The organism is Yersinia sp. 2541 StPb PI, from assembly GCF_052217145.1.
Classification (GTDB): Bacteria; Pseudomonadota; Gammaproteobacteria; order Enterobacterales; family Enterobacteriaceae; genus Yersinia; species Yersinia enterocolitica_E.
Genome location: NZ_JAZGQB010000001.1, coordinates 1 through 25927, shown reverse-complemented (window position 1 = coordinate 25927; position 25927 = coordinate 1). Strand labels below are relative to the sequence as shown.

Sequence of the window (25927 nt, the reverse complement as noted above, 5' to 3'; positions counted from 1 at the left end):
GCTGGCTTTAAATTTCACCCACCCAAAGTAATTGAGGTTGCGGGCAGGCATCAAGTGATGCAAACCCCGATGAACTTACACAGTCAAGTGATTCGGATTAGTGAATGAAGCTAACCCCCTACGACTTCAAGTATGAAGGGTAACGTCATTGGAGTTTGCGATGAAGCCTTCTATTGTGCTGTACAAAAGTATTCCCAGCGATCTGCATCAGCGTTTAGCCCAACATTTTACCGTAAACAGTTTTGATGGCTTAGCGCCTGATAATCAGCCAGAGCTATTGTCTGCGTTGCAACAGGCACAGGGGCTTATCGGTTCCGGCGGTAAAATCGATCAGGACTTTCTACAATTAGCACCGCGTTTGCGCGCTGCCTCAACCATTTCTGTCGGTTATGACAACTTTGATGTTGATGCCCTGAGCCAGCGTGGTGTGGCCTTGATGCACACACCAACGGTGCTGACAGAAACCGTCGCCGACACCATGATGGCCTTGGTGCTGTCTTGCGCCCGTCGAGTGGTTGAATTGGCTGAACGGGTGAAAGCCGGCGAATGGCAAGGTAGCATTAGCGATGATTGGTATGGTGTTGATATCCATCACAAAACTATCGGTATTCTCGGTATGGGCCGCATTGGGATGGCACTGGCCCAGCGGGCACATTTCGGTTTCAGTATGCCGGTGTTGTATACCAGCCGCCGCCCACATGAAGAAGCCGAAAAACGCTTTAATGCCCGTCGCTGTTCTCTCGATACCTTATTGGCTGAAGTTGATTTTCTCTGTATTACGCTGCCGATGACCGAGCAGACCTACCATATGATTGGCCGTGACCAACTGGCTAAAATGAAATCCAGCGCAATTCTGATTAATGCGGGCCGTGGGCCGGTTGTCGATGAGCCAGCGCTGATTGCCGCGCTACAAGATGGCACGATTCATGGCGCTGGGTTGGATGTGTTTGAACAAGAGCCGCTACCGATAGATTCGCCCTTACTCTCACTGCGCAATGTCGTTGCCGTGCCACATATTGGTTCCGCCACCACCGAGACCCGTTACAACATGGCTGCCTGTGCAGTGGATAACCTGATCGCCGCGCTAACCGGTACCGTGACGGAAAACTGCGTGAATCCGCAGGTTTTGCAGAAAGCCTAACCACGCCCATTGGCCTGCTAGCAGGCCAATTCCCACTCCTCCGCGCGTCTCCTCCCCATAAAATCCACTCAGGGATGAGGCTATTTCCTCACCAAACGGCACACTAAGTCAGCCTCAATTCGCATAAACCTCTCGCTCCCTAAATAGGAAGATGTGCCATGAAACATCTCAAAACATCCTTGCTGCTGCTACTTTCACCGGCGGCGATGGCTAACTGGTCACTCCAGCATTTCCCGGTGTTCACCGAGCAGGACAATGGTATTTTTGTCAGTAATAGCACTCTGACTAAAGGGGAATATCCGCTCAAGTTTTATCAGAATAAACAGTGCTGGCAACCCACCGGACCGGTGAAGTTGAACCAGACGTTTTCGCTGCAACCCTGTCAGAATAAGGCCGATATTCAGTGGCGATTGTTCCGTGATGGTCAGTATCAGGCACGCATTGATACCCGCAGCGGTACGCCGACGCTCACTTTAAGCCTCACAGAACCTGTGGCGGAAGTGGCAAAAGTCGTAACCCACAGTTGCCAGCGCTGGAATGGCTTGCCTGTCACTGTAGATGTGAGCAAAACCTTTGCTGAAGGCGAAACGATACGGGATTTCTATTCCGGCCAAACGGCAACAGTCTCGCTGGGGAAAATCACTCTACAACCGGCCCCAGAGAGTGGTGGTTTATTGCTATTGGAATCAGCCCAAACCCAGCAAGCCGCGCCATTTAGCTGGCAAAATGCGACTGTTTATTTTGTCCTGACGGATCGTTTTAAAAATGGTAATCCCGCCAATGACCACAGCTACGGCCGTCACGGCGATGGTATGCAGGAAATTGGTACATTCCACGGCGGCGACCTAGCAGGCTTAACCGAGAAACTTGATTATCTGCAACAGCTTGGCGTTAATGCCCTGTGGATAAGTTCTCCACTGGAGCAAATTCACGGTTGGGTCGGGGGCGGTACTAAAGGCGACTTCCCGCATTATGCCTATCATGGCTATTACGGGCTGGATTGGACCCGTCTGGATGCCAATATGGGGACCGAACAGGATTTACATAAACTGGTTGAACAGGCCCATAAACGTGGTATTCGTGTTCTATTTGATGTGGTGATGAATCATGTGGGATACGCCACTTTAGCGGATATGCAAAGTTACCAGTTCGGGGCACTCTATTTGCCAGGCGACCAACTGGAAAAAACACTGGGTAAAAAATGGACCGACTGGACGCCCGGCAAAGGCCAAACCTGGCATAGTTTTAATGATTACATCAATTTCAGTGATAAAACCACCTGGGACAACTGGTGGGGCAAGCAGTGGATCCGCACCGATATTGGCGATTACGACTCACCGGGTTATGACGACCTAACCATGTCATTAGCTTTCTTACCGGACATCAAAACAGAATCGACTCACCCCAGCGGCTTACCGGTGTTTTATCGGCATAAACCTGATACCGCAGCGCGGGAAATTGCTGGGGCCACGCCGCGTGATTACCTAACTCATTGGTTAAGCCAATGGGTACGCGATTACGGTATCGACGGTTTTCGGGTTGATACTGCCAAGCATGTGGAGAAGCCGGCATGGCAACAGCTTAAACAACAAACCACTGCCGCATTGGCTGAATGGAAAGCGGCCCATCCCTCTCAAGCACTGGATAACTTACCGTTCTGGATGGCCGGAGAGGCATGGGGCCATGGTGTGATGAAGAGCGATTACTACCAAAACGGCTTCGATGCGATGATTAACTTTGATTTTCAGGATCAAGCAAAACAAGCACTAGCGTGCTTCTCTTCTATTGACAGCACCTATCAGCAAATGGCTGAAAAACTGCAAGGTTTCAATGTATTGAGTTACCTGTCATCACACGATACCCGATTATTCTTCAAAGATGATGCCCGGCAGTCATTGCTGAAACAGCAACAGGCGGGCTCACTGCTGCTGCTGGCCCCAGGTGCAGTGCAAATCTTCTATGGCGATGAAAGTGGGCGGCAATTCGGCCCAACGGGTTCAGATCCGTTGCAGGGCACCCGATCAGATATGAACTGGAATGAACTCACCGGTGCCAAAGGTGCGCTGCTGACACACTGGCAAAAAGTCAGTCAGTTCCGCGCTCGCCATCCGGCGATTGGTGCCGGAGTACAACAATCCCAACAAACTGATGATTATTATGCTTTTAGTCGCCAGTATCAGGGGGATAATGTGCTGGTGGTTTGGGTCGGAGACAAGAAAGAGTAAATAAGAATATTATCCCGCAAAAACACTCCCTGCCGACACTTTCCATCGGCAGGAAGAAATCTTTCCGCATTGCACCCACTTTTATCTACGCGTATGGTACTTGTTCACTTACGGATAACAATAAATTTTCATTTATGAAGTTTTCACTTTTCGGCGATAAATTTACCCGCTACGCGGGTATTACCAGACTGATGGATGACCTCAACGACGGCCTTAGAACCCCAGGTTCTATCATGCTTGGCGGCGGTAATCCGGCACATATTCCAGAGATGGATGCCTACTTCCAACAACTGTGTCAGGAGATGCTGGAGCGCGGGCAATTGACTGAGGCGCTGTGTAATTACGACGGGCCACAAGGCAAAGACTTGCTGCTGAAAGCGCTGGCAAAAATGCTGCGCGAGGAGTTGGGCTGGCAAATTGAGCCACAGAATATTGCACTAACAAATGGCAGTCAGAGCGCATTTTTCTACTTATTTAATTTATTCGCTGGTCGCTATGCTGATGGCAACCGCCGTCGAGTGCTGTTCCCACTGGCACCGGAGTATCTAGGCTATGCCGATGCAGGTTTGGATGAAGACCTGTTCGTTTCTGCCAAGCCGAATATTGAGCTGCTGCCAGAAGGCCAATTCAAATATCACGTCGATTTCGATCACCTCAATATTACCGATGATATTGGCCTGATATGTGTATCGCGGCCAACCAATCCTACCGGTAATGTAATTACCGATGAAGAGCTGATTCGCCTTGATGCAATAGCTCAGCAACGTGATATTCCGTTATTGATTGATAACGCCTATGGTGTGCCCTTCCCCGGTATCATCTTTACTGATGCTACGCCATTATGGAATCCGAATATCATCCTGTGCATGAGCTTGTCGAAGTTGGGCTTACCGGGTTCCCGCTGCGGTATTGTGATTGCCGATGAGAAAGTGATTTCGGCCATCACCAATATGAATGGCATTATCAGCTTATCACCCGGCAGTATGGGGCCTGCGATCGCTGCCGAAATGATTGAGCGTGGTGATTTGTTGCGCTTATCCAATGAGGTGATCCGGCCATTTTACTTTGAACGGGTGCAGCAAACTATCGCTATCCTGCGTAAATACCTGCCGCCCGAACGCTGCCTGATCCACAAACCCGAAGGTGCCATTTTCCTCTGGTTATGGTTTAAAGAGCTGCCGATCAGCACCGAACTACTTTATCAGCGCCTGAAAAAACGTGGCGTGCTAATGGTACCGGGCCACTATTTCTTCCCTGGTTTGGAACATGACTGGCCGCACACCCATCAATGTATGCGGATGAACTATGTGCCCGCACCTGAGCAAATCGAAAAGGGTGTCGCAATTCTGGCCGAAGAGATTGAGCTGGCATTTCAAGAAGCGAAGTGAGTATTAAGCAGCAAATTGCGTAACTTGCTATTCCTTTGGAAAATATCACCTTAGTCTTTATACGGTGAGGATAGGCAGAAGAGTAAAGCGTCCGCGCCAGGGATGGCGCGACTCGAGCCTCCAGGGATGGATTGACGGCGTCTTTACAATCTGCCTGTTCTCACTGTATTAACACCCTATACGCAGGATAATCGGCTATCCATTACAATGTCCAAAACAGCACGGCGAGTATCTGCGGCGACATTATTCGTAAGAACATCGCCAGTGGGTAAACCGTGGCATAAGAGAGCGCTGCCGCACCGCTGGTTGGGTGCAGGCCATTAGCAAATGCCAACGCCGGAGGATCGGTCATTGACCCGGCTAACATGCCGCACAGCGTCAGATAGTTCATCTTAGCTAACATGCGTGCCAGAATCCCCACAGTCAGCAACGGGATGCCGGTAATCATCGCGCCATAACCAATCCATGCCAGCCCATCACCATTAACCAGCGTATTAATAAAATCACCGCCGGACTTCAGCCCGACCACTGACAAGAACAGCACAATCCCCAGTTCACGCAAAGCCAGGTTGGCACTCGGTGGCATAAACCAATACAACTTACCGATGCTACCAATACGCCCAAGAATCAACGCCACCACCAGTGGCCCACCCGCCAGCCCGAGCCGTAATGCTGCCGGGAACCCAGGAATGAACAGCGGTATCGACCCCAGCAATACCCCCAGACCGACACCGATAAATACCGGTAACATCTGCACTTGTTGCAACTTCTGTTGCGCGTTACCCACGACAGCGGATACCGCCTCAATCGCTTCTGGGCGACCCACTAAATTAAGAATGTCACCGAATTGCAGACTGGCACTGTTACTGGCCACCAGTTCGATACCCGCACGATTAAGGCGCGTAATAGCCACGTCATACTTCTGCTTCAGATTGAGGTCACGGATTTTCTTACCTAACACCGCTTCGTTGGTGACTACCACCCTGGCGGTTTGCAACGCCGTCCCCGCAGTGGAAAGCGTAACGTCCACCTCTTCCCCCACCACCAGCCGCACTTTTTCTAAAGCTTCACGCTGACCAACCAAATGCAAATAGTCCCCCAGTTCAATCACCGTGGCGGGCAACGGTACCATCAGCAAATCACCACGTTTCAATCGGGAACAGACCACCTCATCACTATTGAGCAACGGCACATCCTGTACTGACAAACCATTCAGATTAGGGTTGCGCACCGCAACGTTCATGGTTTGCAACAATTCACGATTCTGCCCGTGGCTACTATCAAACTCTTTGGCCTCACGATCGACGTTGATTTTAAAGAATAAACGAATCAGCCACATCACCAGCAAAATGCCACAAATCCCAAATGGGTATGCCATGGCATAACCCATCCCCATTTGGCTAACCAATTGAGGTGGTGACCCCAAATCAGTAAGGATCTGCTGTGCCGCCCCGAGTGCCGGTGTATTAGTCACCGCCCCCGAAAATATCCCCAAAATAATCGGCAGCGGCACGGCAAACAGTTTGTGAATAATGGCAGTCACCAACCCACCGACAATCACCATCAGAATGGCAAAGCAGTTAAGTCGTAACCCCGATACTCGCAGTGAAGAGAAGAACCCCGGTCCGACTTGAATACCAATAGTGTAGACAAACAGAATCAGACCAAACTCCTGAATGAAGTGCAGCATGTCCCCATTAAGAACAACGTCATAGGTTTGTGCAAAATGGCCCACAATAATGCCGCCAAACAGCACCCCGCCAATACCTAATCCAACACCATAGACCTTCCAATTACCGATCCATAACCCCAATACAGCGACCAGCGCCAACATACTGACGGTAAGGGCGATAGCACTCATAAATCACTTCCTTGCCTAAGTTTAAAAACCGGTCGGCCATGTGAAATATCACCAATGTCATACATAGCCTTAAATTCTTATATCCTAAATAATTCGAGTTGCAGGAAGGCGGCAAGCGAGAGAACCCCGATGAGCTTACATGAGTAAGTGATTCGGGTGATTGAACGCAGCCAACGTACATGCAGCTTGAAGAATGACGGACATATAATTAGTAGGGATTCTGTCAGAAGGGGGAACGGTTGAATGTGTGATACACCACAAAATGCACCGGAGAGCGGGGAAACTCTCGGTTAGAAAACGCCGCTAACAAAGCGGCGGCGTTAAGTAAGAAGGGTATACCGGCACCTCACGCAGAGGTACCGGTCATCATAATTACTGCTGTTCAGTTTGCTCGGTTGCCGCCGGGCTATCTAATACTTGACGCTCCGCAGGTGCAGCATTGCCGATGGTAATACGCTGTGGTTGCAGCGCTTCTGGCACTTGGCGCAACAGATCAATATGCAGCAGGCCATTTTCAAACTGAGCATTATCTACATTCAGATGCTCAGCCAGAGTAAAGGTCAATGAGAACTCTTTACGTATCAAGCCTTGATGCAGGTATTCAACCTGTTTTTCTACTGGCGCGGGCTTACCGCGTACCGTCAGGCGTGGGCCTTCTACTTCGATATCCAGTTCGCTCTGCTTAAATCCGGCTAATGCCAGTGAGATGCGATAGTGGTTATCATCAGTTTTCTCAATGTTATATGGCGGGAACCCTTGGGCATCCTGACTGCCTTGCATTGAGCTGGCCAGTTTATCAAAACCAATCCACTGACGAAGTAAAGGTGACAAATCATAATTACGCATAAATATAACTCCTTCTAAGAAGCGAGATAATAGAAAGCCGGTCAGTCCCCGATTACGGCAGACTTGGCTCAGTTATTAATAATGTGACTTAGCCATATTATTGAAAAAACATATTAAGCTGATTGCTTAATTTCAATACGGCGCGGTTTTAAACTTTCTGGTACCAATCGCTCAAGATCGATATACAGTAAGCCATTCACTAAGTTGGCACCTTTAATTTTAATGTGCTCAGCCAACTGGAATTTCCGCTCGAAGTTACGCTCAGCGATACCTTGATATAAATAGGTGCGAGCCACAGGCTCACCAGCATGAGACCCTCGAATAATCAATATGTTATCCTGAGTAACAATTTCCAACTCCTGCTCTGCAAAGCCTGCCACAGCAATAGCAATGCGGTAGTTGTTTTCATCTACCAACTCGACGTTATAGGGAGGGTAACCGCCATTACTTTGATTCTGGCCGGATTCTAATAGATTAAATAACCGGTCGAAACCGATAGCTGAACGGTACAATGGAGCAAACTCGGAATTACGCATAAAAACTGCCTCCTAAATATATTAGCAAGGGTGTTATCCTATTTTTAATTAAGCCTTCCACTATGGACAGACTAATGGTCTGAATACCCTATCGGCGTATTCTCTCTGACCTGATAATAAGATGGTATCGGTCTTGTTTTTTTCAAGAGTAAAATCAAAAAAAATTTACACGAAAAATCTCAATAGGATGTTTATTAAACTAATATTCGATAAATCAGCTGTTATAACTTACACTTAAGTTAAATCAGTCCACAAGATTGAATCTTTGACCATCGGAAGTGTCTGTAAATGGGTGTAACAATTTACGACAAAACCTGACATAGTGTCGTGTCAGTTAATCACGGTATCATGAGAGCTGAGTACAACAATGAGAAATACAGTTATCCCTTTTGTTACCGGTTGTTCTCTGCTGTTCGTTAGTGGCTGCTCAAGCATTATGACCCATACCAGCAGCAGTCAGGGCTACTACTCCGGCACTGAAGCCAATGTGGCGATGCTTAAAGATGACAATACCGGCTGGGCGCTACGGCCCCTGTTGGCAGTAGATCTGCCCTTCTCTGCGGTGATGGATACCCTGCTCCTACCCTACGATTATCTGCGCTCAGACAATGAAGACAAAATGGCCAGCTCACCGCGCGAGCGTATCCGCCAATCGGAAACACAAAATCAGCAACCGACACAAACTGTCAGTGCACCGATACAGTAATCACAGCTCGTGGCCTCTCCAGCCCCTGACCGTATTAGCTAAGGGGCCTAGCTTACATTCACAGTAAAGATTTGCACCCACCCATCTATTTCCCGCATAAATGCCACCTTATTACCGTCTGGTGCAAAAACCACCGCATCCGCCAGTGGCGCAACCGTACTGCGAGCTGTCAGACGGCGCAGTTGACCGGTGGTGCTATCACAGAGCATCACACTGTTATCACAGACAAAAGCCAAACTACCGCCCTGTGGATGCCAGCTAAATGCTGATTGAATCCCTCCCTCGCTGAATGTCAGTTGCCGTAGTGAGTCACCATTGGGGGAAACCAGCCATAATTGTACGATACCGCTATCATCTTTCATCAAACAAGCAATGGCACTGCCATCCGGCGATGAACGCAACCAATGACGCGGGCTGGTAGCAAGACCAGGGAAAGGCCGCTCGCTGGTGTAAGTTAGCCGCCGCTGAATCACCCCTGCGGGTGGCGCAGGTAGCGTGCTTTGCGTCCCCTCAAGTGGCATCGTTCCGGCATGGGCATACTCTCGGTCATGTTCGGGCAAATCAGCAATAAAGATTTCTGGGATTTTTTCGCCCTGTGCTGAAAGGGTGTCGCCGATAAAGGCCAATGCCCAACGCTGACGGGTACCGTCCGTTTTAAGATACCCCTGCGTACCAATCCACCCCTCCTCGTATGCCCGATTTATCTGGTCGCTGCCCGCTTGTGGTATGGGCGTGGTGTGACTGACCAAAACACAGAAATGGCTGCCATCATATTCACGAGGATGCTGTTTAGGTGGATTCACGCCATGCAGCGGCAGTGCAATACCCACGTTGCGACAATCCAATAACGGGTCTAATTCATGTAATACATGGTCGTTATAGGTGAAGCTAAGGCGGCTGCCGTCTGGGCTGAAAACATGGACATGGCTACCACCACGCAATGCCCCACGGGTATAGGGCGGGGTGATATCCATCGCATCCAGTGTTACCGCCAGCTCTCTATCCGGTTCGGACACAATCACACCGCGCCGATGATGAAAATCATAGTGCCAGTGGCTATCCGGGTGCTCTGGCCCGTGGATAAACACATAACGCGCGGGTGAGTCTGGGCTGACCGTCACCACACCAACATGCGCCCCCTGCTGAGCGCGATAAATCACCTCAATATCACCAGTAATACAATTAACCCGCTCAATCGTTAAGCCACTAAAAGTGCTACCATTGGGCCGCACATCATAGGCCAACCATTGGCTATCAGGGGTCCAGACATTGATATTAGTGAGTTGATGACCGCGAGGATCAAAGGTGAGTTGCTGTTCTTGTGAAGGGGCATCTTGCTGACAGGTCATCTTGGCTCCGGTGATACGGAAGGCTAAATCATTTATACGAATTATATCACCACCCGGTGCTCTGTCTCTGGTCAAATGCTCTGCATATCACCACTATCAGCGACATGCAGAGTCAGGGTTTATCCCACCCGTTCTACATCTCCGACCAGGAAGATATAAGAGAGTGCGCCCATAAATGCCACTGCTGCGATATAAATCAGGGAAGGAGCAAAACCATAATCCTGTGCCAGATAACCGACCACCAGTGGAACCGTGATCCCCCCCAGCCCACCGACAAAGTTAAAGACGCCACCCGTCAGGCCAATCAACCGCACTGGTGCCAATGATGAAACCAGTGACCAGGTAATAGAAGCGAAGCCGTTACCGAAGAAAGCCAACCCCATTAACACCATAATCCAGAACGGATCGTTGGTATAGTTAGCCCCCATAATGCAGGTAGAAAGCAATAAACCGCAGATAATTGGTGTTTTACGGGCAAAGCCAATGGACTTGCCTTTGCGCACCATGCGATCGGCCACTAGCCCAGAGAGCAATACACCAAAGAAAGCCGCCAAAAACGGTACGGTGGTCATAAAACCGGCAGTCAACGCACTGATATGTTTCTCTTGGGTCAGATAGTTAGGGAACCAAGTCAGGAAGAACCACAGCGTCGAGGTTATGGCAAACTGCCCAATATAGACGCCAACCAGTTTGCGGTTAAATACCAGTTTCCACTCAGCAGCGGTGATGGGGGTTCGGGCTTTTTTCTCGCTCGCCGCATCACCATCAACAATACCGCCACCCGATTGAATGTAATCCAGTTCGGCCTGATTAATACCTTTGGATTTACGTGGTGGCTGATAAACAAAGTGCCATATCAATGCCCATATAACGCCGATCCCCCCAGTGATAATAAATACCCAGTGCCAACTGAGGACTTCCTGTACCCAAATAAGTAATGGAGTCAGAAATGCCAGGCCGACAAACTGACCTGAGGTATAAAAACCAACTGCCGAGGCTCGCTCCTGCTCTGGGAACCAACTGGTGACAATGCGGTTATTGGTTGGGAAAGCAGGCGCTTCAAATAAACCGGTAATCGCACGTAAACCAATTAAGGTGCCCAGCCCGTTCGCAAACCCCTGTAATAAGGTCGCGACTGACCACCCCAAAATAGCAATGAAATACGTCATTTTGGAGCCAACGCGATCGAGGAACCAGCCTCCGGGGATCTGGCATAAGGTATAGGTCCAGGCAAAAGCGGAGAAAATATAACCCATCTGGGTTTTGGTGATACCAAATTCTTCCTGAATATGGGCTGAAGCAACGGCAAGGTTGGCTCTATCAACATAACAAATGACAACCGTGACAAATATCATAAATAGTGTCAGATAGCGCCTTTTGCTTGGGGCAGTAGCTAAGGTCATTTCCATGGTAATGATCCCAATTATAATCGGATTAATATACGCCGAAGCTCCCTGCCCAAATTGCTGATAACACTGTCGCATTACCGTATTTTGGGCGCAAGGGAACTCCTGCGTGTAGGGTCGCAATAAATTGTTATTTAATATAATTTCTATTTTTCCACCCGAATTATTAACCGGAAGAAAATAGTTTTTTAACGGCTGATATACGCTTTATCTTTGTTAGGATTATTTCCCTGATAATTGTATTAGATAATTTATTAATTAATCGAACGAGGGCAACTTACCATTCGGCGACGGCACCATCAGGATAGCGCCAAACCGGATTTCTCCAATCAGGGGCATTCTTGCTGCGTTCAATCACTAATTCCTCATTGATTTCTACCCCTAAGCCGGGTTTCGTCAGTGGATAGAAATGACCATCGGTCATTTTGAAATCGTCTTTATTAATCACATAATCCAGCAGCTCAGCACCTTGGTTGTAATGAATCCCCATGCTTTGCTCCTGCAAGACTGCATTGCGGGCGACAAAATCAAGGTGCAAACAAGACGCCAATGCAATTGGCCCAAGTGGGCAATGTGGTGCTAATGCCACATCATAAGACTCTGCCATAGCGGCAATTTTAAAGCACTCAGTCAGGCCACCAGCATGAGATAAGTCAGGTTGAATAATTGCCAGCCCGCCATCGGCCAATACCCGTTTAAATTCAAAACGGGAGAACATCCGCTCGCCTGCTGCGATAGGAATATGGGTTTGTGCCGCCAGACGGGGATAATATTCTGCCTGTTCAGCTAATACGGGTTCTTCAATAAACAATGGGCGATAAGGTTCCAATTCTTTAATCAGGATTTTTGCCATTGGCGCATTAACCCGACCATGAAAATCTAAACCAAATTCAATACGGTTACCAAAGGCTTCACGAATTTGTGCTACGACCGCTACTGCGGCATCAACTTTACGGGCATTATCAATCAGGCCCATTTCCTCACATCCATTGAGTTTAAACGTATCAAAACCAATCTCAGTAAGTTTATTAATACCGCTAATCACATCAGACGGACGATCACCGCCAACCCAACTGTAAGCTTTAATTTTATCGCGAACCAATCCACCCAATAATTGGTAAACCGGAACTCCCAACGCTTTACCTTTAATATCCCATAGCGCCTGATCGATGCCGGCAATAGCACTCATCAGAATAGGACCACCGCGATAGAAACTGCCGCGATATAATGTCTGCCAAATATCGTTGATACGCGCCGGGTCTTGCCCGATAACATATTCCGATAACTCATGTACCGCAGCTTCAACGCTACGAGCACGCCCTTCAATTACCGGTTCACCCCAACCAATAATGCCTTCATCGGTTTCGATTTTCAGAAACATCCAGCGTGGGGGTAAACGGTAAGTGGTTAGCTTGGTAATTTTCATTTTGTAGCATCCTTAAAGGCTTTAATAAACGCAGCCGCTTGTTGTGCGGTCTGAGATACCGATTGGCCTGCGCGGTAAAGGTCACCGCCCAAACCAGCACCAGCACAACCCGCAGCCAAATAAATAGACAAATTCTCAGGTGTAATCCCACCAACGGCAAACACCGGCACCTCAGGGGGCAATACGGCTTTTAATGCTTTGATATAGTCGGGACCAAAAGAGACCGAGGGGAAAATTTTCAGGGCTTGCGCGCCTGCATCCAGCGCCGTGAAAGCTTCAGATGCGGTGGCACACCCAGCGCAAACCGTCATGCCTAACTCAACAGCCCGACGGATCACCGCCGGTTGGGTGTTCGGCGTGACCACCAGCTTGCTGCCCATGCTATGCAACACATCCAGTTGCTCGGGTTTCAGTACCGTGCCCGCACCAATTAATGCACGATGACCAAATTCCGCGACCGTTTGCGCGATACTCACTTCCCATTGTGGGGAATTCAGCGGAATTTCAACCGCATCAAAGCCTGCATCAAGCAGAGCGGCCACATGGTCATGAACTTCCGCCGGTGTGATGCCGCGCAAAATGCCAATCAATGGCATGTTAGTATTCCATTTCATTTACAATACTCCTGATTCCCGCTTGAAAAGCCTGATCGCCATCCAACACCTGATAAAGCATCCCAGCCATCTCTAACCCTTGGGTATAGCGCTCAACCAGTTTAGGATTGCCAATCACCGTAATACACTCACCAGCAGCGAGCGGATATTGCTGCTGCATCTGCACGATTTCATTGCCAATCAGCAGGCCAGAAAGCCAGTCGCCGACCGATGTTCGCTTCAATCGACCCAACACATGGGCAGCACGCGTCTCAAACAGACAACGCATGATATTGCTGTCATTAAAGCTTTGCGTCAGGCCATCGATAAACGCAGTATTGTCCGGTAATTGAGCCTCCAGCCCTGCCCCCACCAATGAATTATTCAGCAGCAAATAGTGCAATTCACCTGTCATCAGAGTGCGGAAATCCATGACCTGATCACCCTGCATTTGCACCCATTTACTGTGAGTTCCCGGCATTAAATAGACTGATGAAGGCCGTTCGCTATACGCACCGATCAGTTGGGTTTCTTCACCACGCATCACGTTGCGGTTATCTGGCTTATCAACACATAAACCGGGGATAATCCATGCCCGAATTGGCTCAGCCTCCGCCACACAAGTTAATTGACGCGATACCTGCGTAAGACGGGTTGGGCAAGCAAGATAAGGCACTGAAATCCAACCCGCATTGCTGCCAATCATGCCCGCCATCAGCACTGGCAAGTCATACTGTTGCTGCTGCTCGCGCCACGGCGCGATAACCTGCTGAAATATCTGCTGCGCACTTTGCCCATTAAAGCGAGTGACCCCAGCTTCTGAGCGCAACATATCTACACATTCACCACGTAAATAAAGCCAAGCACGCAGATTGGTCGATCCCCAATCAATGGCGATATAGCTTTTATCCATAACTCTGCTCACTCATGTAATATCCTTTAGCCGTTTAGCGGAGCTGGCTATCATGGTTAACGCAGCCCGTTCTGCCGCATCAGCATCTTGATGGCGAATAGCGTCATAAAGATCCTGATGCTCTTGTAATGTGCGCGGCATGTTTTCTTCATCAGGCATGTAGGTTCGTTCAAACACCGCCCGTTGCAGAGAGCTGATTGCCACACTGAGTTGCTGTAATACCGGATTGTGTACCGAAGCCAATACCGCCTCGTGATAGCGGATATCCGCTTCGTTAAATTCGTCTCTATCTTGATGATTGGCGATCATTTCATTGAGTGCCGTTTCAATCACCGCCAGCTCTTTCGAGGTTGCCCTTTCGGCAGCCCAGCGGGCGATAGTTGGCTCGACCAGATTACGCACTTCGCTCATCGCACTGATTAACCGTGGGTCATAATCACTGGCCAGCGCCCATTGCAGTACATCGGTATCGAGATAATTCCACTGATTACGTGGCCGGACAAAAGCCCCACGAAAGCGTTTCACTTCAATCAATCGCTTTGCCATCAGCGCCCGAAAAACCTCACGAATCATGTTACGAGAGGTTTGAAATTCCTCACAAATTTCCGCTTCGGCAGGCAACGGTGAGCCCGGTGGATATTTGCCTTCAACAATCTGCTGACCAATAACCAAAATAATGCGGTCTGTTTTACTGAGTTGTTCTTTTGTCATGTTCGCTCCGGTTATTTCAGGTTAACCAATAATGATTCCCTTACTTTACGCATCTCTTGATTAACCGTCCCCACAACGCCGCACAATTTTCAAACTTTGTCATTCAACACAAACAGATTGTAGAGCTATACTTTATTTTTGTACTACAATTTGGATCGCAAAATAAGCAATCCATCACAAAATGAATGAAAAAAACGGCATAACCCCTGTGCATTTAGAAATAAAAGTCTAATATGGATTTTTAATTCCAAATAAAATGACCTATGCTTAATCGATACCAGCCCATTGCCGATGCAATCGCCACCCTTTTCTCTCCCTATGCAGAAGTCGTCATTCATGACTTAACCAGCCAAAAATTGGTTTATATCGCCAACAACTATTCACAGCGGGAATTAGGGGAAGACTCCAATCTCAGTGAGTTGCGATTTGATCAGCACTCACAGGTGATCGGGCCTTACCAAAAGCGTAATTGGGATGGCCGTCAACTGCGTTCCATCAGCACGGTATTACGTGATGACAATAGGCAGCCAATTGGATTGTTATGTATCAATCTGGATATCACCGTATTTGAAAGTGCCAAAGCAGCACTGGAGCTATTCCTGTCAGGGCAACAACTACAGCCACAACCGGATGTGCTGTTTCAGGATGATTGGCAGGAACGCATCAACACTTATATCCATCATTGGTTACAGCAGCAGCAGCTCACGCTAGCAGCTTTGAATAATGCTAGCCGCCGGATGCTCATTGAGACCCTCTATCAACAGGGCGCATTCAACGGTAAGAATGCAGCCGGTTACGTGGCAAAAATCCTCGGCATTGGTCGGGCGACTGTTTATAACCATTTGAAAAATATAAAAACCAGCTAAAGGATTTTAAGGAACCGTCATGAATACATTATTCGATGCCATTAAAGAAGCTCATCAGGTATTACGCCCACAAGTGAGAGTGACGCCGCTGGAATATAGCCCATTGCTATCGCAGCACAGTGGCTGCGAAATCTATCTTAAGTGCGAGCATCTGCAACATACCGGTTCTTTTAAATTTCGTGGAGCCAGTAACAAGTTGCGTTTGTTGACCGATGAACAGCGCCAGAACGGCGTTATTACTGCCTCGACCGGTAACCACGGGCAAGCTATGGCGCTAGCGGGGAAACTGGCAGGAGTGAAAGCCACCATATATGCGCCAGAGCAAGCGGCAGCTATCAAGCTGGAAGTTATTCGCGCACTGGGCGGCCATATTGAACTGGTAGCAGGAGATGCTTTAAATGCCGAACTGGCTGCGAGTATCGCCGCAGAGCAGCAGGGCAAAGTCTATATCTCTCCTTATAACGACCCGCAAGTGATTGCCGGGCAAGGTACCTGTGGCATGGAGATGGTGGAACAGCAACCAGACCTTGATGCTGTGTTTATTGCCGTTGGCGGTGGTGGCCTGATTTCTGGTATTGCGACAGTTTTAAAGAAATTATCGGATAAAACACAGGTGATTGGTTGCTGGCCGGCGAATGCCACCAGCATGTATACCTGCCTGCAAAATGGCCAAATTCAGGAAGTGGCAGAGCAGGAAACCCTGTCTGACGGTACCGCCGGAGGTGTTGAACCCGGAGCCATCACCTTCGCACTTTGCCAACAGTTGATCGATCAGAAAGTCCTGGTGAGTGAGCAGGAAATCAAAGATGCCATGCGCTTGATTGCCCACACAGACCGTTGGATGATTGAAGGTGCTGCTGGTGTGGCATTAGCGGCAGCGTTGAAACTGGCACCACGTTGGCAAGGTAAGAAAGTGGCAGTGGTACTGTGCGGTAAAAATATCGTACTGGAAAAATATCTGGGAGCCATCGCCGAATGCTAATTTTGAGTAAGCAACAAATTCTTGACAAGTTCGATGCAGATGCCATCACCTTGCTGCTCAAAGAGGGCTTTATTGCATATAGCCAGCAGCAAGTGCAAATGCCGCCAGTGCAACATTTGCTGTTTGGGCAAGCCAACGGTGATTGCTGTATTAAAAGTGGGTATTTGCAGGGTGACAGCCAGTTTGTCGTAAAGGTTTCCGGCGGTTTCTATGATAATCCCGCACAAGGATTGGCCAGTAATCAAGGGCTGATGATGGCCTTTTCCGCCCTTACTGGCGAGCCACAAGCTATCTTGCTCGATGAGGGGTGGCTAACTGCGCTGCGTACTGCGCTGGCCGGGCGAATTGCCGCCGAGCTTTGCACACCAAAACATATCAGTGCTATTGGTATCATCGGTACCGGTATGCAGGCACGGCTACATCTGATGTACCTAAAAAGTGTGGTGGCATGCCGTCAGCTATGGGTTTGGGGTCGCAGTGAAACGGCATTAGAGGAGTATCGGCAGTATGCTGAAGATGAAGGTTTCGAGGTTAATACTACACTGAATGCCGCAAAGTTAGCCCGTCAATGCCAGTTGATTATCACCACCACACCGAGCAGAGAACCTATCTTGCAAGCGGCGGATATTCAGCCAGGAACCCATATTACGGCGGTCGGTGCAGATAGTGCAGGTAAACATGAGCTATCCCCTGAACTGGTAGCTAAAGCCGATAAAATCTTGCTGGACTCATGGGCGCAATGCTCAGAATTTGGTGAGATTTCGCAGGCATTCCAGCAAGGGCTATTAGCAACTCACACCTTAACTGAGGTGGGTTCAGTTTTAGCGCAAGGTATCTCTTTTAGAGATAATGACCAACAGATCACTCTGGCGGATTTAACCGGATTAGGGATTCAGGATGTGCAAATAGTGAAAGGGATTCTAGGGTGATAAAAGAGAGGGTAGGCTTTTAGATTTTCTCTGTTGACCTTGAGCGCAATCAGGAATATTGCCGACAAAGTTTACAGGCCGAATGAGCCGCATGGACGCGGCGAAAGGTGCTGTCGAGCTGGGAGCGAGTCAGCACCGGTTCGATTAGCCGGTAAGCTGCCGGAGGGTATGGCGAAGCCACAATATTTCGCGCAAGCCGCAGGTGCAGGAGGGCCGGCCAGCCCTCTTGCTCGGTTGAGGCATAACGGTCGGCAATAGCAACAAATTGAATATCAACCGAAACCTGATCCGAGCAGCAAATTAATGAGCTACTGCATCAGTTAAATATCAAAGTACAAATTTCTCTATCGCTACCGCCACACCGTCTTCACTGTTGGTGCACGTGACAAACTGCGCTATCTCTTTCAATTCAGGGATAGCATTCCCCATTGCAACACCGACACCAGCATAGTTAACCATCGCAATATCATTACCCTGATCACCCAAAGCCATCACATTTTCCTGCGCAATGCCTAAATGATCTGCCAGCATTTTCACCCCAGTCCCTTTATCCACTCGCTTACTCAGGATTTCCAGATAAAACGGTGCACTCTTCATGATAGTGAAACGCTCAAAAGCTTCGGCTGGCATCATCGCTAAGGCACGATCCAGTTTTTCTGGCTCGTCAATCATCATCACTTTAGGAAAGCGTAATGTTGGGTCCATCTCTTCGATTGCACGATATTTCAATGGAATACCGGTCAATAACACTTCATGTAGGGTGTATTTGCTGATGTCTTTGTTCGCGGTATATAAGGTATCAAAATCAAAAGCCTGGAAGCTAACATCCATTTTGCGCGATAAAGCCTCGAAATAGAGGTAATCCTCAAAACTGATAGTTTCCTGCAAAATACACTCACCCGTGGCGGCTTTTTGCACTAATGCACCGTTATTACTGATGCAATAATCACCACTGTTTTGCATATTTAATTCACGTAAATAACGTTGGACCCCAATATAGGGCCGACCCGTGGCCAATACCACACAGACCCCTTTAGCCCGGGCAGCATCAATAGCCTGCTTTACCCGTGGAGTGATTTCGTGCTGCGGATTCAGTAACGTGCCGTCCATATCGATAGCGATCAGTTCAATAGCCATAGGTCCTCACATTTATTTAACTAATGCCTCATGCTAACGCGATTCAGCATAAAAATGCGAGGAAATGATGTTGTTTCAAACTATGCTTTACTACCAAAGAAATTGGTTGGAATACAAAATAAGCATAAGAAAATAAGCAGGTAAATGGTAAAAGCGAAGATACAAAGGTAATTTTCTGAGAATTGGCTGATAATGCCTAACAAAGTATGTACCGTGAACATGCTCCAACCCGGTAATCCAATGTCCCGAAACCGCTTTGCCTCAATATTTGCTGAGGCAAATACCAGAAAAAAAGCCATCACTACAATCGCGCAGCCTAAAATGGCAGTTATAAAATTTGATGCATTAGCGCTTTCATAGGCTAAAAATAAAGGCACGCCAGTAAATAAAGCAATCAATAATGGCAATATAAACGTAGTAATATAACAAACTAAAAATCTTACTCTGCCTAATCTGCCATCGCGAACCTCACAAAATAATTCTGCTGCTAACCCCATGCCCATACCAACCCCACATCAACATTTAAAAAATTATTAACCCGATGCTAGCGACCAGAAATAGCAAAGTCCTTATTGGTTTCCTTTTATTCTTACATTGAGAGTCTCAATTCCTTTAATCAGAATATTTATCTCTCTTTTCCCAAGGCAAAAAAAAGCCCAGAGGCAGCTTACTGCCCTGGGCTTTTCTATCCGATCAATCGCTTATCGGATTAAATATCGATATTGGCTGCGCGTAACGCATTCTCTTCGATAAAGGCACGACGAGGCTCAACCGCATCACCCATCAGGGTGGTGAATAACTGATCCGCTGCAACGGCATCTTTCACCATCACTCGCAGCATACGGCGGCTGGTTGGGTCCATGGTGGTTTCCCACAACTGCTCTGGGTTCATTTCACCCAAGCCTTTATAGCGCTGAATTGCCAAGCCACGGCGAGACTCTTTCACTAACCAGTCCAGCGCATCTTCAAAGCTTGAAACCGGAACTCGGCGTTCGCCACGTTCAACAAATGCGCCTTCTTCAATTAAGCCACGCAGTTTTTCGCCCAGTAGGCAGATCTTGCGATACTCACCGCCGTGGACAAAATCAAAGTCCAGATCATAATCGGTATCTACACCGTGGGTACGGATACGCAATATTGGCTCGAACAATTGACGCTCACGGTTTTCGCGCACCACAGAACTGTAGCTGCTGCCGTGCTGCTCTTTTTCATTCAGTAACACCACCAGAGAATCAATCCACTGTGTCACCACTGCTTTATCGCTCAAATCCTCTTCTTTCAAGGTTGGCTGATAAATCAGGTTATTCAGCAAAGCACGCGGATAACGGCGCTCCATACGAGCAATGGTCTTCTGAACGCTATAATGCTCAGCAACAAGTTTCTCAAAATGCTCGCCCACTAGCGGTGGTGCCTCAGGATTGACGTGCAATGCAGCGCCATCCAGTGCCAGTGTCATCTGATACTGTTCCATCGCATCATCATCTTTGATGTATTGCTCTTGTTTGCCTTTTTTCACTTTATACAGTGGCGGCTGAGCGATAAACACATGGCCACGCTCAATAATTTCCGGCATCTGACGGTAGAAGAAGGTCAATAGCAACGTGCGGATGTGAGAACCATCCACGTCGGCATCGGTCATGATAATGATATTGTGGTAGCGCAGTTTGTCAGGGTTATATTCATCCCGGCCAATACCACAACCCAATGCAGTAATCAGCGTTGCGACTTCCTGCGAAGAAAGCATTTTGTCAAAGCGCGCTTTCTCAACGTTCAGGATTTTACCTTTCAACGGCAAAATGGCCTGATTCTTACGGTTACGGCCTTGTTTCGCAGAGCCGCCCGCAGAGTCCCCTTCCACTAAGTAGAGTTCGGACAACGCCGGATCTCGTTCCTGACAATCTGCCAGTTTGCCTGGCAAACCTGCCAGGTCCAGCGCGCCTTTACGGCGTGTCATTTCACGCGCTTTACGTGCAGCTTCACGTGCACGGGCAGCATCGATAATTTTGCCAACCACGATTTTGGCGTCGGTTGGGTTTTCCAGCAAATACTCAACCAACTTCTCGTTCATCAGCGTTTCGACCGCCGTTTTCACTTCAGAAGAAACCAATTTATCTTTAGTCTGTGAGGAGAATTTAGGGTCCGGCACTTTAACAGAAACAACAGCAATCAGGCCTTCACGGGCATCATCACCAGTGGCGCTGATTTTCGCTTTCTTGCTGTAGCCTTCTTTGTCCATATAGCTGTTCAGCGTACGGGTCATCGCCGTGCGGAAGCCCACCAAGTGAGTACCACCATCGCGCTGCGGAATGTTATTGGTGAAGCAGTAGATATTTTCTTGGAAACCATCGTTCCACTGCAATGCCACTTCCACACCGATATCATCTTTCATGGTGGAGAAATAGAACACTTTCGGGTGGATCGGGTTTTTGTTTTTGCTCAGATACTCAACAAACGCCCGAATACCCCCTTCATAATGGAAGTGGTCTTCTCTGTCGTTACGTTTGTCTTTCAGTTTGATTGATACACCGGAGTTCAGGAACGACAGCTCGCGCAGGCGTTTAGCCAGAATTTCATACTGGAATTCGATGTTATTGGTGAAGGTCTGGAAACTTGGCCAGAAACGCACGGTCGTCCCGGTCAGATCGGTTTCACCCACCATTTTCAGCGGTGCCTGAGGCACGCCCATTTTGTAGGTTTGCTCGTGAACTTTGCCATCACGGCGAATGACCAGTTCCAGCTTTTCAGACAGGGCGTTAACAACGGACACGCCCACGCCGTGCAAACCGCCGGAAACTTTGTAAGAGTTATCGTCAAATTTACCGCCAGCATGCAACACGGTCATGATGACCTCTGCGGCTGATACCCCTTCCTCTTCGTGCATACCGGTTGGGATACCACGGCCATCATCCTGCACAGAAACAGAGTTATCCGAATGGATGGTGACTATAATTTCTTTACAGTGGCCAGCGAGGGCTTCGTCGATAGCGTTGTCCACAACCTCGAATACCATGTGGTGCAGACCGGTACCGTCATCAGTATCACCGATATACATGCCCGGACGCTTACGAACCGCATCCAGCCCTTTTAATACCTTGATACTTGAGGAGTCATAAGTATTCGACATCAACGTTTCTCGCTCATTTTTAATCCTGTGGTTGAACCTCTATTTTGCCATGTTCCACGCGGAACATCTTGCCCTTTTCGCCTACCATGTCGGCAACTTGCTCAGCACTCACTGCGCTGACAAAAACCTGTGCCTGGGTAGCCTTGAGACGCTCGGCCAATAATCGACGACGGCCGGTGTCCAATTCGGAAGCAAAATCGTCAAGCAGATACAGGCAACGCCGCCCGCTCTGTCGGGTGAGAAACTCACCCTGCGCTAACCGCAGTGCGCACATCAGCAACTTCAACTGACCACGCGATAGCAAATCTTCTACCGGCGTACCCTCGGCCCGAATGCGGAAATCCGCTTTATGTGGCCCGATGGCGGTATAAGTTAGCGCGCGGTCACGCTCAAACTGGCGTTCCAGCAACTCACCATAGTCACTCTCTTTATCCCAGCCGCGCTGGAAAGAGAAACTCAAGGCAAACTCTGGCAGGAACAGGGCGCATGTGGCTGAAATATCTGCCGCAATTGCATCACTGTATGCCGCCCGCCACTCACTAATGCGTTCAGCCAGTGGGATAATTTCCTGATCCCAAGGCCGGATTTGCGCATAGCGACTAACCTGGCGCAGCGCGGCGTTGCGCTGCTTAAGTAATCTTTTTAGATTGCTCCAGGCCGTAAAAAAACCGGGTTCATTATGAAAGCAACCCCAGTCTAAAAAAGCGCGCCGGAATTTTGGCCCGCCATTCAATAAAGTGAACCCCTCGGGGGTGATCAATTGCATGGGCAGCATTTGCGCCAATTCGGCCACTTTGTGGCCGTCAGTGCCATCGATCCGCACCTTGCTATCACCCTGCCGGCTTTTACTTAGCCCAATAGATGATTCACGTTCATTCACATCAACCCGGCCATGTAACACAAACTCGGCACAGTCGTGACGGATCACTCTGCCTGCTTGTAAACTACGAAAAGCCCTACCATGGCCAAGGGTATAAATCGCTTCTAACACACTGGTTTTACCGCTACCGTTGGGGCCAACTAAAAAATTAAACCCCGCTGCCAGCGCCAAGTCTGCCGATTCGATATTACGAAAATCTTTAATTAACAACCGTGTCAGAGCCATGCTGCAAATGTCTTCATTATTGAACATCAAACCATCAAGGGCGTTATCGCATTACCTCTGAAAGAGGGCGTAATTGTCGCAGACAGATTGGGTGCGGACAGCGCACAACCACCGGAGCGTACTTAATGTACGTGAGGATGGTGAGCACTGCCCAATCCCAAGCTGGCAAGTAAGATAGCCCGCTATAGTTCAAAGACGCATTGGCATGACAACATAGGCCGCAGCCTGACTAGCACCGTCTTCAATCTGCACACTGGAGACCGAATCGGTCAATAACAGGCGCACATCTTCGCATTTCAGTGCATTCAGCACATCAAGTACATAGCTGACGTTGAAACCGATCTCCATTTCCGTTCCCTCGTAGCTAACATCGAGGATTTCTTCCGCCTCTTCCTGTTCAGGGTTATTGGCGGTGATTTTGAGCTGATTGTGACTGACATAGAGCCGAACGCCGCGGAACTTCTCATTTGACAAAATTGCTGCTCGGGCAAAAGCCTGTTTCAGCAAGTCACAACCCGCTTCTAGCGTTTTGTCAGGGTTCTTCGGCAATACCCGGCGATAATCAGGGAAACGGCCATCAACCAGCTTAGAGGTGAAAATAAAATCCCCCACATGCGCGCGGATGTTGTTGCTGCCGATTTGCAGGCGCAGTGGTGTATCACCCCCATCCAATAACCTGACCAGCTCCATCACACCTTTACGCGGCACGATCACCGAATGTGAAGGTAATGTCTGCCCGATTGGCATGGAACATACCGCCAAACGGTGGCCATCGGTCGCCACAGTGCGCAGCTCTTCACCTTCAGTCTCAAACAGCATACCGTTCAAGTAATAGCGCACATCCTGATGAGCCATCGAGAACTGAGTGGACTCAATCAGACGTTTCAGTGTGGCTTGCGGTAAGGTGAACTCCACCTCACTCTGCCAATCATCCAGATTAGGGAAGTCCGCCGCGGGCAGGGTAGACAGCGAGAAGCGGCTACGGCCAGAGCGCACCAGTAGACGATCACCATCCAGCGCCACCGTGATTTCTGCCCCTTCTGGCAAACCGCGCCAGATATCAAAAAACTTCCGGGCCGGTACGGTGGTTGCTCCCTGGGTATGGGGATTAGACAGCGCCACGCGCGCGACCATCTCCATTTCCAGATCGGTCCCCGTCAGCAACAAAGAGCCTTCGGTCACTTGCAACAACAAGTTACCTAAAATTGGCAACGTAGGACGTCCACCCAGCGGGCTACTGACCTGTTGCAGCGGTTTTAGCAGATGCTCACGTTCAATGATAAATTTCATAGCGCTAGGAGGATAATGTTCTGATTAAGTTAGAGAAATCTTCTTTGATGTCGTGGCTTTCTTCACGCAATTGCTCAATCTTGCGGCAAGCATGCAACACCGTGGTATGGTCGCGGCCACCAAACGCATCGCCGATTTCAGGCAGGCTGTGGTTGGTTAACTCTTTTGCCAGCGCCATCGCCATTTGGCGCGGGCGGGCCACCGAACGAGAACGCCGTTTGGAGAGCAGGTCAGCGACCTTAATTTTATAATATTCTGCGACAGTCTTTTGAATATTATCGATGGTAACCAGCTTTTCCTGCAATGCCAGCAAGTCACGCAGAGCTTCGCGCACGAAATCAATGGTGATTGCCCGACCGGTAAAGTTGGCATTAGCTATCACACGGTTCAATGCCCCTTCCAGCTCACGCACATTGGAACGCAGACGCTTGGCAATAAAGAACGCAACCTCACCGGGCAAGCGAATATCATTTTCATCCGCTTTCTTCATCAGGATCGCGACTCGGGTTTCTAGTTCCGGCGGCTCAATGGCAACCGTTAAACCCCAGCCAAAACGCGATTTCAAACGATCTTCGACGCCATTGATCTCTTTTGGATAGCGATCTGAGGTCAAAATGATCTGCTGATTACCTTCCAACAAGGCATTAAAGGTGTGGAAAAACTCTTCCTGGGAACGCTCTTTATTGGCAAAGAACTGAATATCATCGATTAATAATGCATCAACGGAACGATAATAGCGTTTAAATTCTTCTATTGCGTTGTTCTGCAAGGCCTTAACCATGTCCTGCACAAAACGCTCCGAATGCATGTAAACCACTTTGGCATTAGCTTTACGCGCCATGATGCCATTCCCTACTGCATGTAACAGGTGAGTCTTACCCAAACCTGTACCGCCATAGAGGAATAACGGGTTATATGCACCACCCGGATTATCAGCAACCTGACGTGCCGCAGCACGAGCCAGTTGGTTGGATTTACCTTCAACGAAGTTATCAAATGTGTGCTTCGGGTTCACATTCGAACGGTAAGAATGTTCAGGTTGAGCGGGCGAACTGTCCCAACTCGGGCGTACAGGGGCGCTGCGGGTAACCGGAGCGACAGGTGCACTAACACTGGCGGTTACTGGATGGCTGTGTGTTCTTACCGCCGGTTTACTCCCTACTTCAAAACGCAGTAAAGGAACCTCGGAACCACAAAAGTCATTAAGTAAGCCATTGATATTGTTTAAGTACTTATCACGGACCCAGTCCAGTACAAAACGATTAGGGGCGTAAAGCGCCAGAGTATTGTCACTCAGTTCCGCCTGTAGGGGGCGTATCCACATACTAAATTCTGTGGCAGGTAACTCATCCTGCAATCGGGCAAGACACTGCTGCCAAAGCGAAAGTGACAC

Annotated in this window: 22 protein-coding genes; 7 read left to right on the top strand and 15 right to left on the bottom strand. The window is 48.8% G+C overall.

Annotated elements, in window-relative coordinates:
• Positions 1-160: 160 nt before the first annotated feature.
• The 3 genes from ghrB to V1953_RS00100 all read left to right on the top strand — a co-directional run bounded on the left by ghrB (position 161) and on the right by V1953_RS00100 (position 4754).
• On the top strand, positions 161-1141 hold the full coding sequence (ghrB, locus tag V1953_RS00110; protein WP_442850533.1) for a glyoxylate/hydroxypyruvate reductase GhrB: 981 nt from the start codon (positions 161-163) through the stop codon (positions 1139-1141).
• Between the two features lie 158 nt (positions 1142-1299).
• Complete coding sequence (locus V1953_RS00105) at positions 1300-3366, top strand: alpha-amylase (RefSeq protein WP_442850532.1); 2067 nt, start codon at positions 1300-1302, stop codon at positions 3364-3366.
• 134 nt (positions 3367-3500) lie between these two features.
• On the top strand, positions 3501-4754 hold the full coding sequence (locus V1953_RS00100) for a valine--pyruvate transaminase (RefSeq protein ID WP_442850531.1): 1254 nt from the start codon (positions 3501-3503) through the stop codon (positions 4752-4754).
• 202 nt (positions 4755-4956) lie between these two features.
• Here V1953_RS00100 and V1953_RS00095 read toward each other — a convergent pair whose 3' ends face one another.
• From V1953_RS00095 to ibpA, 3 genes are all read right to left on the bottom strand, one after another.
• Positions 4957-6615, bottom strand: coding sequence for a putative transporter (locus tag V1953_RS00095; protein ID WP_083161504.1), 1659 nt, complete (start codon positions 6613-6615; stop codon positions 4957-4959).
• A 372-nt stretch (positions 6616-6987) separates the two neighbouring features.
• Complete coding sequence (ibpB, locus tag V1953_RS00090; protein ID WP_083161508.1) at positions 6988-7461, bottom strand: small heat shock chaperone IbpB; 474 nt, start codon at positions 7459-7461, stop codon at positions 6988-6990.
• 113 nt (positions 7462-7574) lie between these two features.
• Positions 7575-7997 carry a small heat shock chaperone IbpA gene (gene ibpA, locus V1953_RS00085; protein WP_442850530.1) on the bottom strand — a complete coding sequence of 141 codons (423 nt, stop codon included), beginning with the start codon at positions 7995-7997 and terminating at the stop codon, positions 7575-7577.
• Between the two features lie 367 nt (positions 7998-8364).
• Here ibpA and V1953_RS00080 point away from each other — a divergent pair, with 367 nt between their 5' ends.
• Positions 8365-8703: a YceK/YidQ family lipoprotein gene (locus V1953_RS00080; protein ID WP_083161512.1), complete on the top strand. Its 339-nt coding sequence runs from the start codon at positions 8365-8367 to the stop codon at positions 8701-8703.
• 47 nt (positions 8704-8750) lie between these two features.
• Here V1953_RS00080 and V1953_RS00075 read toward each other — a convergent pair whose 3' ends face one another.
• The 6 genes from V1953_RS00075 to dgoR form a co-directional block, all read right to left on the bottom strand.
• Positions 8751-10052: a DUF3748 domain-containing protein gene (locus tag V1953_RS00075; RefSeq protein WP_372568432.1), complete on the bottom strand. Its 1302-nt coding sequence runs from the start codon at positions 10050-10052 to the stop codon at positions 8751-8753.
• Between the two features lie 119 nt (positions 10053-10171).
• A complete protein-coding gene (locus V1953_RS00070; RefSeq protein ID WP_102970574.1) occupies positions 10172-11461 on the bottom strand; it encodes an MFS transporter in 1290 nt (429 codons plus the stop codon).
• A gap of 274 nt (positions 11462-11735) precedes the next feature.
• Positions 11736-12884 carry a galactonate dehydratase gene (dgoD, locus tag V1953_RS00065; RefSeq protein ID WP_083161516.1) on the bottom strand — a complete coding sequence of 383 codons (1149 nt, stop codon included), beginning with the start codon at positions 12882-12884 and terminating at the stop codon, positions 11736-11738.
• Positions 12881-13498, bottom strand: a complete 618-nt coding sequence (locus V1953_RS00060) for a 2-dehydro-3-deoxy-6-phosphogalactonate aldolase (protein WP_050087293.1) — start codon at positions 13496-13498, stop codon at positions 12881-12883. The genes dgoD and V1953_RS00060 overlap by 4 nt, the downstream gene beginning before the upstream one ends.
• Complete coding sequence (locus V1953_RS00055; protein WP_083161518.1) at positions 13482-14390, bottom strand: 2-dehydro-3-deoxygalactonokinase; 909 nt, start codon at positions 14388-14390, stop codon at positions 13482-13484. The genes V1953_RS00060 and V1953_RS00055 overlap by 17 nt, the downstream gene beginning before the upstream one ends.
• 12 nt (positions 14391-14402) lie before the next feature.
• Positions 14403-15101 (bottom strand): D-galactonate utilization transcriptional regulator DgoR, encoded by a 699-nt coding sequence (dgoR, locus tag V1953_RS00050; RefSeq protein ID WP_083161520.1) that lies wholly within the window; start codon positions 15099-15101, stop codon positions 14403-14405.
• A 263-nt stretch (positions 15102-15364) separates the two neighbouring features.
• On the opposite strand from dgoR, the gene V1953_RS00045 reads away from it, so the two are divergent.
• From V1953_RS00045 to V1953_RS00035, 3 genes are read left to right on the top strand one after another with little or no spacing between them, the layout of a single operon-like run.
• On the top strand, positions 15365-15967 hold the full coding sequence (locus tag V1953_RS00045) for a helix-turn-helix transcriptional regulator (protein WP_083161522.1): 603 nt from the start codon (positions 15365-15367) through the stop codon (positions 15965-15967).
• A 19-nt stretch (positions 15968-15986) separates the two neighbouring features.
• Complete coding sequence (locus V1953_RS00040) at positions 15987-16949, top strand: threonine/serine dehydratase (protein ID WP_083161524.1); 963 nt, start codon at positions 15987-15989, stop codon at positions 16947-16949.
• Positions 16943-17878: an ornithine cyclodeaminase family protein gene (locus V1953_RS00035; RefSeq protein ID WP_442850529.1), complete on the top strand. Its 936-nt coding sequence runs from the start codon at positions 16943-16945 to the stop codon at positions 17876-17878. The genes V1953_RS00040 and V1953_RS00035 overlap by 7 nt, the downstream gene beginning before the upstream one ends.
• A gap of 327 nt (positions 17879-18205) precedes the next feature.
• Here the strand turns inward: V1953_RS00035 and yidA are convergent, their stop codons facing one another.
• From yidA to dnaA, 6 genes are all read right to left on the bottom strand, one after another.
• A complete protein-coding gene (gene yidA, locus V1953_RS00030) occupies positions 18206-19015 on the bottom strand; it encodes a sugar-phosphatase (protein ID WP_083161529.1) in 810 nt (269 codons plus the stop codon).
• A gap of 80 nt (positions 19016-19095) precedes the next feature.
• Positions 19096-19518, bottom strand: coding sequence for a DUF805 domain-containing protein (locus V1953_RS00025; RefSeq protein ID WP_442850528.1), 423 nt, complete (start codon positions 19516-19518; stop codon positions 19096-19098).
• A gap of 206 nt (positions 19519-19724) precedes the next feature.
• Positions 19725-22139, bottom strand: coding sequence for a DNA topoisomerase (ATP-hydrolyzing) subunit B (gyrB, locus tag V1953_RS00020; RefSeq protein ID WP_083161534.1), 2415 nt, complete (start codon positions 22137-22139; stop codon positions 19725-19727).
• 19 nt (positions 22140-22158) lie between these two features.
• A complete protein-coding gene (gene recF, locus V1953_RS00015; RefSeq protein ID WP_372560198.1) occupies positions 22159-23244 on the bottom strand; it encodes a DNA replication/repair protein RecF in 1086 nt (361 codons plus the stop codon).
• Between the two features lie 189 nt (positions 23245-23433).
• Entirely contained in the window at positions 23434-24534 is a 1101-nt protein-coding gene (gene dnaN, locus V1953_RS00010; RefSeq protein ID WP_005186756.1) for a DNA polymerase III subunit beta, read from the bottom strand.
• Positions 24535-24538: 4 nt separating this feature from the next.
• A partial coding sequence (gene dnaA / locus V1953_RS00005) for a chromosomal replication initiator protein DnaA (protein WP_372568425.1) occupies positions 24539-25927 on the bottom strand: 1389 nt, incomplete at its 5' end.

What these genes read in the sequence shown, in the direction of transcription:
- V1953_RS00070 (WP_102970574.1), bottom strand. Translation starts at nt 11,461, where the DNA reads ATGGAAATGACCTTAGCTACTGCCCCAAGCAAAAGGCGCTATCTGACA.
- V1953_RS00035 (WP_442850529.1), top strand. Translation starts at nt 16,943, where the DNA reads ATGCTAATTTTGAGTAAGCAACAAATTCTTGACAAGTTCGATGCAGAT.
- dnaN (WP_005186756.1), bottom strand. Translation starts at nt 24,534, where the DNA reads ATGAAATTTATCATTGAACGTGAGCATCTGCTAAAACCGCTGCAACAG.
- V1953_RS00025 (WP_442850528.1), bottom strand. Translation starts at nt 19,518, where the DNA reads ATGGGCATGGGGTTAGCAGCAGAATTATTTTGTGAGGTTCGCGATGGC.
- V1953_RS00045 (WP_083161522.1), top strand. Translation starts at nt 15,365, where the DNA reads ATGCTTAATCGATACCAGCCCATTGCCGATGCAATCGCCACCCTTTTC.
- V1953_RS00055 (WP_083161518.1), bottom strand. Translation starts at nt 14,390, where the DNA reads ATGGATAAAAGCTATATCGCCATTGATTGGGGATCGACCAATCTGCGT.
- gyrB (WP_083161534.1), bottom strand. Translation starts at nt 22,139, where the DNA reads ATGTCGAATACTTATGACTCCTCAAGTATCAAGGTATTAAAAGGGCTG.
- dgoR (WP_083161520.1), bottom strand. Translation starts at nt 15,101, where the DNA reads ATGACAAAAGAACAACTCAGTAAAACAGACCGCATTATTTTGGTTATT.
- V1953_RS00040 (WP_083161524.1), top strand. Translation starts at nt 15,987, where the DNA reads ATGAATACATTATTCGATGCCATTAAAGAAGCTCATCAGGTATTACGC.
- V1953_RS00095 (WP_083161504.1), bottom strand. Translation starts at nt 6,615, where the DNA reads ATGAGTGCTATCGCCCTTACCGTCAGTATGTTGGCGCTGGTCGCTGTA.
- V1953_RS00075 (WP_372568432.1), bottom strand. Translation starts at nt 10,052, where the DNA reads ATGACCTGTCAGCAAGATGCCCCTTCACAAGAACAGCAACTCACCTTT.
- V1953_RS00105 (WP_442850532.1), top strand. Translation starts at nt 1,300, where the DNA reads ATGAAACATCTCAAAACATCCTTGCTGCTGCTACTTTCACCGGCGGCG.
- ibpA (WP_442850530.1), bottom strand. Translation starts at nt 7,997, where the DNA reads ATGCGTAATTCCGAGTTTGCTCCATTGTACCGTTCAGCTATCGGTTTC.
- V1953_RS00060 (WP_050087293.1), bottom strand. Translation starts at nt 13,498, where the DNA reads ATGAAATGGAATACTAACATGCCATTGATTGGCATTTTGCGCGGCATC.
- ibpB (WP_083161508.1), bottom strand. Translation starts at nt 7,461, where the DNA reads ATGCGTAATTATGATTTGTCACCTTTACTTCGTCAGTGGATTGGTTTT.
- dgoD (WP_083161516.1), bottom strand. Translation starts at nt 12,884, where the DNA reads ATGAAAATTACCAAGCTAACCACTTACCGTTTACCCCCACGCTGGATG.
- ghrB (WP_442850533.1), top strand. Translation starts at nt 161, where the DNA reads ATGAAGCCTTCTATTGTGCTGTACAAAAGTATTCCCAGCGATCTGCAT.
- yidA (WP_083161529.1), bottom strand. Translation starts at nt 19,015, where the DNA reads ATGGCTATTGAACTGATCGCTATCGATATGGACGGCACGTTACTGAAT.
- V1953_RS00100 (WP_442850531.1), top strand. Translation starts at nt 3,501, where the DNA reads ATGAAGTTTTCACTTTTCGGCGATAAATTTACCCGCTACGCGGGTATT.
- V1953_RS00080 (WP_083161512.1), top strand. Translation starts at nt 8,365, where the DNA reads ATGAGAAATACAGTTATCCCTTTTGTTACCGGTTGTTCTCTGCTGTTC.
- recF (WP_372560198.1), bottom strand. Translation starts at nt 23,244, where the DNA reads ATGGCTCTGACACGGTTGTTAATTAAAGATTTTCGTAATATCGAATCG.